General features: G+C 59.4%; 7 protein-coding genes and 1 pseudogene. 1 reads left to right on the plus strand and 7 read right to left on the minus strand.

Translation table 11 applies throughout. The features are described 5' to 3' along the window. Positions 1-82: 82 nt before the first annotated feature. From ACWTU7_RS25525 to ACWTU7_RS25545, 5 genes and pseudogenes are all read right to left on the minus strand, one after another. The gene (locus tag ACWTU7_RS25525; protein ID WP_455840726.1) at positions 83-1153 is read right to left on the minus strand and encodes an adenylate/guanylate cyclase domain-containing protein; all 1071 of its coding nucleotides are present in this window, start codon (positions 1151-1153) and stop codon (positions 83-85) included. A 3-nt stretch (positions 1154-1156) separates the two neighbouring features. Beyond that, positions 1157-1648, minus strand: coding sequence for a Rab family GTPase (locus ACWTU7_RS25530; protein ID WP_245316398.1), 492 nt, complete (start codon positions 1646-1648; stop codon positions 1157-1159). Positions 1649-1664: 16 nt separating this feature from the next. Then, entirely contained in the window at positions 1665-4322 is a 2658-nt protein-coding gene (locus ACWTU7_RS25535) for an OmpA family protein (protein ID WP_455840725.1), read from the minus strand. A gap of 7 nt (positions 4323-4329) precedes the next feature. After that, entirely contained in the window at positions 4330-4995 is a 666-nt protein-coding gene (locus ACWTU7_RS25540; RefSeq protein WP_455840724.1) for a hypothetical protein, read from the minus strand. Between the two features lie 616 nt (positions 4996-5611). Next, positions 5612-5763, minus strand: a pseudogene (locus ACWTU7_RS25545) (IS110 family transposase); the annotation flags it as partial. 159 nt (positions 5764-5922) lie between these two features. On the opposite strand from ACWTU7_RS25545, the gene ACWTU7_RS25550 reads away from it, so the two are divergent. Then, the gene (locus tag ACWTU7_RS25550; protein ID WP_455840723.1) at positions 5923-8895 is read left to right on the plus strand and encodes a glycosyltransferase; all 2973 of its coding nucleotides are present in this window, start codon (positions 5923-5925) and stop codon (positions 8893-8895) included. A 46-nt stretch (positions 8896-8941) separates the two neighbouring features. Here ACWTU7_RS25550 and ACWTU7_RS25555 read toward each other — a convergent pair whose 3' ends face one another. Together ACWTU7_RS25555 and ACWTU7_RS25560 are read right to left on the minus strand one after the other, a co-directional pair. Beyond that, positions 8942-9622, minus strand: coding sequence for a peroxiredoxin-like family protein (locus ACWTU7_RS25555; protein WP_455840797.1), 681 nt, complete (start codon positions 9620-9622; stop codon positions 8942-8944). A 19-nt stretch (positions 9623-9641) separates the two neighbouring features. Further along, positions 9642-12941: an ATP-binding protein gene (locus ACWTU7_RS25560; RefSeq protein ID WP_455840722.1), complete on the minus strand. Its 3300-nt coding sequence runs from the start codon at positions 12939-12941 to the stop codon at positions 9642-9644. Positions 12942-13219: the final 278 nt, after the last annotated feature.

Here is a 13219-nt window from a genome sequence, read left to right on the forward strand (position 1 = left end):
GACTGCACCTCTGCGGACATTCGAAACCATGATTTTGCTTGAGCTGCAATGCGCTCGAGCGTCGGCACTGCCAACCCGCAAATCAGGCCGGGAGCCGCCACATTCGCACACGACCTGTACCACGCAATTCCGTTTCCTCGAGTGGGTCGCAAGCAAAGTTTGGTCCAAGCAGTTTGCGAGTTGCATCCGAGATACGGATTTCATCGGGATCCGCTGACGTTTGAATACGTGCGGCGAGATTAACGGTCTCGCCCCACAGGTCATAGGCAAACCGCCTTTTGCCTATGACGCCCGCGACGATTGGTCCTGAGTGAATTCCAATTCTGAGTCTTATCGGTTCTCCTGCGAAGCGTTCGCGCATAACCGCCTTTCGCAGTTCAAGTGCATAGTGCGCAAGGGCTTCTGCATGATCGGATCGCGCGGCGGGCAGGCCAGCGACCACCATCACGCAATCGCCGATTGTCTTGATCTTTTCGCAGCCGTATCGTTCCGAGAGCAGATCCGCCGCCTTGAAGAAGTAATTTAAAATAGCGAGCGTTGTCTCGGCTCCGACGCTTCGCGCTCTTTCCGTAAAGCCGACGATGTCGGCAAAAAGCACACTCACGTCAGCATGGTTGTCTGCAATTTGTTCGTCCGCCTTTAACCGCTCCGCGATCGACGCCGGAAGAATGTTGAGGAGTAGGCTTTCGGCGCGCTGGTATTCACGCGACAATCCCTCCTGGCTCTGCCTCAACGCCTCGTTCGTCAATTGTAATTTTTCGTTGAGTTGACGCTCCCTCTCTTGCAGGAGTGTCATTTCATAAGCCTTCTGTTGAAGCCGCTGCCTATTGTCGCGTTCGGCAGTGGCGTCAAGAAAGAGCAGCCATACGCAGGCATTGTCAGCAAAAAGATGAAGGTCCGCGACACGCCCGCTGGGCAGTTCGACCATGGCCATATGATATGGAAGCTCCGAGCAAGGCAGCAAACCTTCCATGAATTCAAGCTGCTCGGCTACGGGCTTGCCAATGCAAAGTGATGATAGGCCGTAATGTTCAACACTACCGCCCTTCGCAGCGATGCAAAGCTGGGCGTCAATTTTCAGATACGCGACAGAGTACTCGTTGTAGAAGAAATCGTAAATCCAGCTTCTGACTTCTCTTGGCAATCCATGCATGGTCTATTTGGCAACCATCGAAGCAAGCTGACGAAACGCATCATCAACACATTCACCCGAAAGCGCACTTGTTAGATAGATTTGCCATCCAAGTTGCCTCAGTTCGTTAATCTCACTATCCGATATTGCCCACCGATCGGCCAGATCCGATTTGTTGAACAGCAATACGAACGGCATAGCGCCGAATTCGGCCTCGGCCCGCTCGCGCAGCGTGAGCGCCACGGCAAGAGTCGCGGCGCGGGTTCCATCGACGACAAGCACGAGCCCGCTCGCACCTCGCACATAGCTGACGCGGAATGAGCCGATATCGTCTTCGCCGGCCAAATCCCATAAAATCAGATCCACGGTTTTATCCGGCAGTACAACACTCTTCTTGTCGATTTTCACTCCCACCGTGGTCAAGTAGGTTTCTGAAAAGATGCTTTGCACAAACCTGCGAACCAGACTCGTTTTTCCGACAGCGAACCCGCCCAACATGCAGATCTTCTTTTGCAATATCCTGGGCTCCGCCCTAGTGGAAGTTTACCGTAACCGAAACTCTGCGATTGGCGGAGCTCCCGGTTCGGCTATTTTCAGTCTCCGCTGGCTCAAAGGTGCCCGCGCCGCGAACCAAGAGCAATTCCGGATCGACGCCGCGCTTCTTGAGAAGCGCACGAACTGTCTCCGCGCGGGCGGCGCTGATCGACACGTTGGCCGTTTCACGGCCCGTCGCGTCCGAATGGCCGGTCAACATGAACTGGGCTGTTACGCCTGCCTCGCGGGCGTCCTTGGCCAATTCCTTCAACTGATTCGCCAATTTGTCGAGAACCGGCAATTGCTCTGGTCCCGGTACAGCCTTGCCAGAAGCGAAGAAAATGTCGACCGCTTGAATAGCGTCCCTCAAATGCGTGAGTTCCTGAGGGGTTGACTCACGCAGCTCGGAGATTTCTAGAGTGAGTCCGTCCGCGGACAGCTGTTGGGAGGCGACCCGCGCCCGGTTTATCCAGGCGGCAGGAGCCTCACCCACGGCAACGATGCGATCCTGGATGATCATAAGCCGAACCGATTTCGGCGGAGCCAGCGACGCCACCAGCCGCTTCAGCACGAACTTCGGATCAAGGCTCTGATAGAATTGCCACTGCGAATGAACGCGAGCCGGATCAACCCCTGTTCCGGACAGCAGAGCCTGCGGGTCGGCGGCCTGCGGGTCTCTCAGGCCGGAAATGTAGAAATGTCCGCCCCTCGCCGTTTGTTGGGCGACGATGATCCCCGGTTGGGCCTCAAGTCGCGACACATAATGCTGCCAGTGCTCCGCCGCGCGTGCTTCGGGGCTCACATCACGAACCTTGGAGATGTCGAATACCGGTCCGCCTGCCGAAAGCTGTCGGGCCGCCGCGCGTGCCCGATCTATCCAGGTGTCGGGAGCCTCACCCTCGGCAACGATGCGATCCTCGACGATCGAAAGCCGAACCGATTTCGGCGGGGTCAGTGACGCGGTTAGCCGCTTCAGCACGAACTCCGGATCAAGGCTCTGATAGAATTGCCACTGCGAATGAACGCGGGCAGGATCGACCTCCGTTCCGGACAGCAGAGCCAGCGGGTCGGCGGCAAGCGGGTCTCTCAGGCCGGAAATGTAGAATTGGCCATCGCGCACCTTTTGTTCGGCAACCATGATTCCCGGTTGGACCTCAAGTCGCGACACATAGGCCTGCCAGTGCTCCGCCGCGCGTGCTTCGGGGCTCACATCACGGACCCTGGAGATATCGAATACCGGTCCGCCTGCCGAAAGCTGTCGGGCCGCTGCGCGTGCCCGATCTATCCAGGTGTCGGGGGCCTCACCCTCGGCAACGATGCGATCATTGACGATCGAAAGTCGTACTGAATCCGGCGGAGCCAGCGACGCCGTTAGCCGCTTCAGCACGAACTCCGGCTCAAGGCTCTGATAGAATTGCCACTGCGAATGAACGCGGGCGGGATCGACCTGCGTTCCGGACAACAGCGACAGCGGGTCGGCGGCAAGCGGGTCTCTCAGGCCGGAAATGTAGAATTGGCCATCGCGCACCTTTTGTTCGGCAACGATGATGCCCGGCTGGGTACTCAGCCGCGACACATAGGCCTGCCAGCGTTGCCCGGATTGCCAGGAAAGAAGGAACCAACCGCCTGCCGGAATCAGGACCAGCAGGACTGCAGCCACCACCAGCCAAGGAAATCCCTGGTTAGAGTCCTCCTGCTTCAGTTCAACGCAGGTCTGCAACAGCGTCTCTACGCCGGCCAACTGCGAGCTGTCGCCGTCAAACTGCTCTAAAGCCTGTGAGCATTCATCATGGATGCGAAGCAACACATCGCGAAATATTTCATGTAATTCCTCTGGCGGATTTCCCCGGATCACCGCGACCAAGGTCGCAAACGGTCCAACTTCCGACCAGAGACGAAGCTCCCCGAAACGGATAGTGTCCAGGCCGCTCTGTTCTTTCTCGTTAAATGAGTCTTTCACAAAATCTTGAATTGCACTAAGCATCGAAGAAATGAGTTGCGGATCTTCGCTCGTTGCATTATCGGCAGTTACATGCGCTATCAAAAGCCCGGAATTGCGGTTAATCAGAAAGACATGCTCTACACGATAGACAAGTGAATGCTTAAGAACAACTTCTGAGAAGCTTGCGCCCGTTCTCCAAGCTTCAAATCTCCACTTGAGCCCATGCCAAGTAAATATATGTCTTAAAGTTTCATTCAGCGACTGAAAGGTCTGATCGATCTTTTCCCCGATCGACTTGCGAATTGCCGGCAGAAACACCGGGTATAGTATATCCGTAAGCGTACGCGGGCTCTTCTGGATGGACCGTTGCACGGCCCTCTCGACAGCTGGCGCAAGTGCCTCGCCGAGTTGCGCATGAGGCGCACGTGCGGCTGCACTGGGGAGAACACCCCCAACTGCAGACGCAAGCTGCTCAGGTTCGTCGAGCAGGTGCGAAACTCGTGAAAGCTCCGAAATTTCGCGGCCGACCAGCAACTGGCGCAGCGTTTCCATGCGAGGATCGGCGGTGGGAACTCCGTGGAAACGCGCACGATAGTCCGGATCAACGTTCCGGGCAATTTCGACCAAAAGATTAGCCAGAGCCTCGCGATCAATCTCTGTATCGTTCGAAGCTGCTCTTTGAGGAAGGCTGATTGGGTCGACGGTCGACGTCAAGTTCCGATCAACTCACTTTCCAACTACGTTCCGAGTTGCTCTTGCTGCCGACGGGATCCTGATTTAGACATTTTGCAACCTCGACAAACAGGCCAGCCAAAAGATTTCGGTCGGTCTTGACGTTGCTGAGATCGGAAAACATTTTCTCCATTAGCATCTGCATGCTTTCATTCTTTTGCTTGATTTCCTCACGCAGCAATTGATCGCTTCGATTTATCCGGTCCGCGACTTCGCGCTCAAGCTCGCTCAATTGATCCGACAACGCGCGCACCTGCTTTTCAAGCGCCTGATTTTGCTCACGAAGATTCCGGTCAATCTCCTTGTCGGCCTCGGCTCGTGCATCTTTTTCGTTCCGCAATTGCGCCGCGAGCGATTCGACCTGCTTCTTTGCATTTGACTCGTACATTTCAAGATTGCGCTTGGCCTCGGATTCGACATCCTTGAAGCGCTGCAAGAACCGTTCTTCAAGCTTGGAAAAACGGCGGTCGTAGTCCTGCATCTGGTTGCCGAACAGCAGATCACGTATCTTGTCGACACCTACAGCGTCGCCGGAGACCCCGCTCTCGCGAGCCTGGACCCCCATGAAGGCCAGCCCGTTCCCGTCTGCATTGCTTATCAGATTTTCGTCCGCTTTATTTGCTGAAGAAGCGGTACTCGAAGATTCCTTAGCCATCCTTATGCCCCTTCATTTGAACACCTGCCACAGTGCAAAACTGAAAAACACCCAAACATGTCAGCAAAATACCCGGCTCGCAAGCCGGAATCTTCTTGACGTAAGCCAATTCGTGCGCCCCTTTTACATCTCTTTGACTAGCAGCAAATGCACGAGTTCCGATTGGTGTCGCTCTCGCATCACTTTGTGATAGCAGCCATAACCGGCTAATCTGATCGACCATTGGACGCAATCTACTATCGAAATGAGTAATACAATGTCCGGCTATAGCTACTGGAGCGCAATTAAGTAGCGCAGGCACATTAGAAGTATCTAAATTAGCTGGTCTGGCGGCGCACATGCGGCGCACATACTGTCTCGCACCCGGCTGTATACTGCGACGATCCGCTTCCGATGCGGGCCCAACGGTAGAAGGGAGTTCTTCTTTCGCACGGAGAATGGCTGTTCGAGAATGCACCTCGGAATCGAGGCGTTTATCGACAGGAGGGGAGCAATTGTCCCAATAACGGCAGTCATTCACACCAAAGCTTCAGTGGGCTTGCATTTACGGTGCCCCCGATTGCAAAAGACGTCAGTCTGCCGTAGCTGTTGCACTTATACGGTGGCAGGGACCGCAGCTTGTGGTCATGGTGCCGACTCCGGGGATCGACATGAGTATGCGGCATGCTTGGCTTTGACGTGCATCTGCGACAGCTGGCGCCCAAGCTCGGCGGCACGGATGCGAATGCTGCGCCAGGCTTCCAGCATCGGTAGCACAACAGGAGCAAGCTCGCTCTGCAGCCAAATGGCGGCGTCGCGGCGGCTCGGAAGAGTTCGCAGGAGACTGTTTGGACGCAGCGTCCCTGATGACCGTTCCCTTTGGCAGGAAATCGCCGGCTATGTTCGGGACTCTTGTTCTACCTTCAAACCAGGCACGGGTAAGACGGCGTGGTGCATGATCCCTTGGTTTCAATCGTGGTTCCTGCGCACGACGCGGAGGTAACGCTGGCGCGCGCACTCGATTGCCTTCTCGATCAGGAAATAATGGACTGGGAGGCGATCGTCGTCGACGACGCCTCCACGGACGCCACCGCCGCGATTGTCGCCGGTTATGTGGAGCGCGATGCCCGGTTTCGGACGCTGAGCTCTTGCGCGTATAGCGCCGCCGGCGCGCGCAATAGCGGGATTTCGACAGCGCGCGGACGCTGGCTCATGTTCCTGGATGCGGACGATTGGGTGGACACCAGCTTCCTTGCGAAAATGCTGGCCGCACTAGAACCCGCGCCCGATGCGGTCGCCGCCTATTGCGGTTCCCGGCGCGTGATGCCCGATGACGAACTCACCCCGTCGAGCATCCCGACGGAGGTTGCGATCCAGCCCTTCGAAACATTCGCGCGCCGGTGCGCCATCCGCACTCACGCGCTGCTCGTCGACCGGAAGACAATTGTCGAGTTGGGCGGCTTCGATGTTTCGCTGCGCACCTGCGAGGACTGGGATCTGTGGCAGCGCCTCGCACGTCTAGGCAAACGTTGGGTGATGGTCGACGAGCCGCTCGCTTTTTATCGGACCAGCCCCAAATCGCTCACCCGCAATTCGACGCAGATGCTGGCCGATGCGGAAATCGTGATCGCCCGCGGCTTTTCTCCTGATCCCAGGGTCAAACAGCCAGCTTCGGCACACGCCAATGGAGCGATCGAGGCGAACGGCCGCACCGCTTCCGAAGCACTCGCGTGGTTCGCGTTGTGGAACGCCGCGTCGGATTGCGGCAGCGGCCGCCGCTCGATCAGCCCGCAGACCCTGCGCGCACTCCCGGCAGGACGTAAGTGGGCGCCTGAGATCGCCAAGGTGGCCTTCGATGGCCTTATGGTAGGAAGCCTGTCGGTGCCAGCGCAATTGGCTGCCAGGTGGGACAGGTTCGGCGGCTCCCTCACCGAGTTGATCATCGAACTCGGCAAGGTCTGGGACGATCCCGTCGCGAGTCGCCGCGCCCAGTATCAGCTTGAGCAAATGCTTCTCGACTTCGACGATCTTGCCGCGCCGCGCAGGCTGGCGCGGACGCTTGGAATTCGCGTCGATATTCGAAATCCGACCTCGATCGAACTTCCGGAAGGAATCGATCAAATTTATGCCTATCTGATGATGGATGGCCAGATCGAGGCTGTCGTGCAGTTCGGCGTACTCGGGAAAGTGACAAGGCGCCATTGGATTGAATTGATCCGGAATTTCGTGCCCCCTGAGCGGCTTATACACAGTGCCGCGCGACTTGCGAGGCCATCGCCTGTACATGCCCCGCAACAGGGCGCCGGTGCCGACAAGTCAAACATGTTTGCAACCGAGGCATTGTTGTCCATCGCGGGACGCCGGTCTGATCGGGACAGCCACTTCGGCAAACTCGCGCGGTTGGCCGCGGAAGCGCGGCGGCTGGTTCGGTCGAGCGCCGAAGCGACAGAGCCGCTTGCAGCGCCACGCCGCGCATCGGCCGCGGATGGGCACGACAATGATCGCACGTCGTTCTGGAATCGCCGTTTCGCGACCGAGGATCCCTGGAACTACGGTTCGTCCTATGAGCAGGAAAAATATGAGCGGCAGCTCGAAATTCTGCCTGCCGGTCCGATCGGACGGGCGCTTGAGCTGGCCTGCGCGGAGGGGCACTTCACGCGGCAGCTGGCGCCGCGAGTGGGCCATTTGACGGCAACTGACATCTCCGCCGTAGCCATCGGGCGAGCGCGCGCGCGATGCAGCGATCAGCCGAATGTTGAGTTCGGCGTACTGGATTTCTGCGCGGACACGCTGCCCGGTGCGATGGACCTGATCGTCTGTTCGGAAGTGCTCTACTATCTGGATGATCTCGCCGAGTTGCGGCGCATCGCCAAAAAAATCGTTGAGGCATTGGCGCCTGGCGGCAGTTTCATCAACGCACACGCATTCGTGTTACGTGACAATGTTGAAAGGACCGGCTTCGACTGGAACACATTCGGTGCACAAGCGATCTCAGAGACGCTGGCAGGGACCGAAGGTCTCGTCCTCGATCAATCGATCCAGACCGAGCTCTATCGCATAGACCGCTTCCGCCGCCTGTCACCGGACGACGTGGCGACGGAACCGATGATTGATCAAGTGCCAATCCGCGCGCCCCTTGAAATCGGGGTCGCGCGAAATATCGTCTGGGGCGGGGCGCGGGCCTTGCGCCGCGACGTTGCGCGTAACGAGCGGCGGCAGCATATCCCTGTCCTCATGTATCACAGCGTCTCCGATGAAGGGCCGGCCGCGCTCGCCCGTTTTCGGCTCACGCCCGCCGCATTCCAAAGCCAGATGGCATGGCTGCGCGCCAATGGCTTTCACGCGATTAGGTCCGATCAGCTGGAATGGTTCATCGCCAACCGTCAACCTTTCATTGGCCGCCCAGTGCTCATCACCTTCGACGACGGCTTCCAGAACTTTGCCGACCATGCCTGGCCGATCTTGCGCGCAAACGACCTGACCGCGGAAGTGTTCCTGGTGACGGACCTGGTGGGTGAAAGTGCACTGTGGGACGCCGACAGCGGTCCGCCAACGCAGCTTATGGACGCCGGGACCGTGCGACGCCTCGCTGCCGAAGGTGCATTCTTCGGAAGCCATCTGGCGACGCATCGCGCGATAGATGGTCTGTCGAGCTCTGACTTGGCCAGCGAGCTGCTTCGCTCTCGTATGTTCATCGAACGGTGGACCGGTCGGCTAACCACGGCGTTCGCGGCACCCTTTTCTGTCACCGACCGACGGCTTGGCAGGCTGGCCAAGGAGTGCGGCTATCGAATCGGCTTCGGCGGCAGACACGGCCCGGCGGACCTCGATTGCGATCCCATCGACCTTCCGCGCATCGAGATTCGCGGGGATCGCTCGCTCGATGACTTTGTTGCCAAGGTCGAGGCCGTGCTGGAATGAACGGTGAACTTGTCGGTGTCCTGCCCGTTTACCTCGTTCGCAAGCCCTATTGGGCGACTTGGGACACCGCTGACATCAGCTCCTGCGGGTTTGGCGCCCCAAACATGTATCGCCCACCCTCTGGAACCTCCGTGAAGCTCCAGCGGACGATCCCCTGCCGGTCCAGCAGGAACTGACCGACCAGTTGTCCGTGTCCCGTTGCCATCATCTGCTCGTCGGCTTCGGTCAGTTCGTAATGGTCCCTCTTGTCGAGGATCTCGCCGGCCGCAATAGGATCCATAGGACCGGGCAACTCGCTTGGTATGTCGACCCGCATGTCCTTTACCGCTGCGATCGAGACCTTGTACGGCCAGTTCGTCTCGTTTTCGGTGAATTCGAGATTGGGGAGGCCAAAAGCACGATGTGAAGCGCGTTCAGGGTCGGAGGCCGCAAGCAGATTCGGCATCGGGTGGTAACGGAAATAGAGACGCGCTCGTTCGATCGGCGTGTTGACCACCGTCAGGCTCTCCACGCCCTTTTCGCGCAGCTCCGGATCAAGCCGCGCCTGGGCGGCGATATGGCGCCGGCAAAACGCACAATGCAGACCTCGAAACAGGCCGACCAGCACCGGTTTTTGTCCGCGAAAGTCGTCAAGCGCGATCTTGCCTTCCTGGGTAATGGCGTCGAGTACCACGTTCGGCGCACGGTCGCCCGGTTGAAGCGGTACCAAGTCACTACGCGCGGACATTTCCAACCTCCAACCCGGGCTAATCGAGAAAAGGCAGCACCACAAGCGCTTCCGGGTCGAGCCCGTGCTGGGCGCATATACCCTGCGCCAGGGAAAAGTAGCGTTCGGCCTCGGCCAGATTGTCGAGGTCGAGATTAAGCGTTGCCAGACCATCATAGCACGGAAACAGCAGTTGGGGCTCGCCCGTTTCGCGGGCTACGTCCAGTGCCTCGTGGAACAAGCCTACCGCCAGTTCCGGACGGCCGTGGCATTGGTGGATCTGCGCTAGCACGATCAACGGCACCGGCAGGTGCTCGCGCTGGTCGAGCGCCCGGTCGATCTCGATGGCCTTCTCGGCAGCAGGCACGCCCTCCGTTGGACAGCGATCCGTGAAAGTACAACAAGCGACCGCCAGATTGGCGAGGAGGCGCGCCTGGAAACCCAAGTCACCAATATGGCGCGCCACTTCAAGACCGCGCCGACAGACATCCATTGCCTGTGCCGGATCGATGGTCGTGTAAAGCACGCCGAGATTGGTGTAGCCGCGGCAGGCCGCGCCCAGTAGACCGGCGGCTTCGGCCAATTCAATGCTATGCTCAACCTGACGCACGGCTTCACGGTTTCGCCCAAGGCGAGCCAACGCAACAGCCTTGGTATTAAGTGCCTCGGCGGTCACGAGAGTGGCATCACACCCTACCTCGGAGACATGCTCCGTTGTCAGAGAGCGCACGCAATCCAGCGCCGTGTCTGCCCATTTTGCCGCGAGAGCGTGATCTCCGCTACGGAACGCCTGTCGGCCACGTTCTTGCCAGAGATGCGCCTGCTCGATCGGGGCATCCGCTCCATCAAGGAGCGCTGCCGCTTCAGCATAGCGGGATTCTGCGTTGTCCCGCTTGCCGACGTCCCAGAGCAGCCGACCGATCTTACGCAAAACTCGCGCCGATGCGACACGATTGGCTGACTCGCGGTATGCCTGCAACACCCTCTCGTAGTGGTGGTGCGCGATCTCGCGGCGGCCTATCGGGCCGCTCAAATCGGCAATGCGCTCTGCAATTGCCAGTTTGAGCGGTGTTTGCCCGATCGCGCCCAACGCAGTCAGTGCTAGCTCGTAGAAACGAAGGGCGTCGTCGTTGGCGTATATCATGCGAGCGCGATCGCCCGCCGCCTGCAGGTAATGCGCGCCCCTCTCCCGCTCGGCGCTCTGTGCGAAATGATGACCGAGCACGGTCAAATCCTCGAGCCGTTCCGGCTTGCCGCCGCACACTTGCTCCAAGGCAGCACCGACCCGCCCGTGGATGTCGGTCCGGCGTTGCAGGAGCATATTCTGGTAGATCACGTCCTGCAGCAATGTTTGCGTAAAGCGGTAGCTTTGCGACGAGACCGAGCCTGATCCGGCAACTTCCTCGATGATTTCCGCATCGCAAAGCAGTTCGCAGCCGGCTTCTAGCCGGCCGGGGTCGGCTGTCACGGCTTTCAGAAGTGTGACATCGAAGCGCGGGCCGATTACCGCGGCTTCCTGGGCCAGCCGGCGCACCTCTTGGGGCAGCCGGTCGACGCGAGCAAGCAACATTGCCTGGATAGTGGCGGGAATGCCGGTTGCGACTTCGCCTGCCACAGTTCGCCATCGCTGGCCCTCGCGCATCAGTACACCGCGATCGATAAGGCCGCGGACGATCTCCTCTACAAAAAGGGGGTTGCCGCCCGCGCGCTCAAGAATCTGGTCGAGAAGCCCTCCTGCGGAGTTTACCCAGCTCTCGCCGAAAAGCGCCGCAAGCAGGCTGCGTCCGTCATCATTGTTGAGCGGCGAAAGCCTGAGCGCTGTGTGACTGACCCGACTTGAGTCGAGCTGGCCGTTGTCCCGCGCCGGACGATGCGTGACCAGCAACATCAACCGCGTGCGTTCCAACCTGTCCATCACGAAACGTAGTGCCTCGAGCGACACGGCGTCGGCCCAGTGCAGGTCTTCGACGACAATCAACAGCGGCGACAGCGCAAGCCGCCGTTCGATGATTGTGCGGACTGCATAGAGAATTTGCCGCCGCAGCTGCTCGGGCTCGACATGCTGCAAGGTGGCATCGGGGTCGCCAAGGCCGAGCACATGGTAGAGCAAAGGCATCAGTCGCTTCGCCTCTTCGCCCTGCAGGCCGAGATCGGTAAGCAAGAGTGCGAGCTTCCCCCGCACTTCGTCCCCACTGTCGTTTTGCATCATCCCGGCAGCGCTGCGCACCACTGCGCCCAAGGCGCCAAATGATTGTTCGCCGAGCGGTGAGCACGTGGCCAACCGCACGGCGACGTTGCGAAAACGATCCTCGTCGCTGACGCGGGCGACGAACTCCTTCACCAGCCGCGATTTCCCGATACCGGCTTCTCCGACGAGGCGGACAAGTTGGGCCGAGCCGCTGCACGCCTGGTCAAGGCTCGCCATCATTCTATTGAGCTCCGCACCACGACCTATTATCGGCGCACTGAGGCCGAGCGCCTCAAGCCCACGCGCTGCACGCGGCGTCGCGAGCGGTGCATCCAGTCGATGGACGAGCACACTGCCAGCCTTGCCGCGAAACACGACATCACCGAGCGATTCGTAGGAGAAGGCATGCCGGGTCAGCCTGTGAGTGAGCTCGCCTACCAGCACCTCACCCGGTGCGGCCAGCGATTGCAGGCGTTGCGCCGTATTCACTGTGTCGCCGGTCACCGAATACGATTTGGCGGTGCCGATGCCCAATCCGCCAGTAACGACCGGACCAGTGTTTATGCCGATGTGGAGTAACAGAGGCGAGCCGGAGTGGGGGGTGCTTTCGCCGAGCCGCGCCGTCCGGGCGATCATGTCGAGAGCGGCGCGAAGCGCACGTTCCGGATCGTCCTCATGCGCGACCGGCGCACCGAACAAAGCGAGCAGTGCATCGCCGATGAATTTGTCGACGAAACCACCAAAGTTTCGCACGGCCGCCGTCAATTCCTTGAACAGTTGGTTCTGCAGCGCTTGCATGACCTCGGGGTCGAGCTGCTCGCTGAGTGTCGTGAAGCCGCAAAGGTCTGCGAACAGGACCGTGACCGTCCGTCGATCGGCGTCGGAGACGGGGTGCAGCCCATCTTCGCTTTCGATATTCGGAAGCAGCGACGGAGTCCGAGAAGGCGGCACAATGGTCCGGTTTGGCGTCGGAGCAGGCCGTTCAACGGCTTTTGCGGGCGCACCGACGCTTGCCCCACATTTCGGACAGAACTCGAAATCAGGTGCGCAGGGGTAGCCGCAACTGACGCATGGCACGGGCTGGCGCCTGCCACACCTCGGACAGAAGGCGTAACCGCCCTCAACCTCGAAACCGCAGCCCGAGCAGTCCATCGAACAAGACCTCACTAGAGGCCGTGACGCCGTGATCTCGCCACGCACTTCACGGCAGGCTATTAACAAGGATGCACCGATAGCCGTCGACCGGCAAGCGGCAGCGCAAATGGGCATCGAGCAATCCGTGTGGGTCCGGTGGCAGAGCGCTGCCGATTCGGGCGGCTGCGTGGCCGTCGTTTGCGAAAGTTCCCTCTTACCCTCCGTCTTCCTGCTATTGTGGAGACGAGGAGATGGCCCTGTGAGCGAGAACCGCAAGCTAGCCGCGATCCTGGCCG

The sequence above is a fragment of the Mesorhizobium sp. BHscii genome (genome assembly GCF_053848065.1).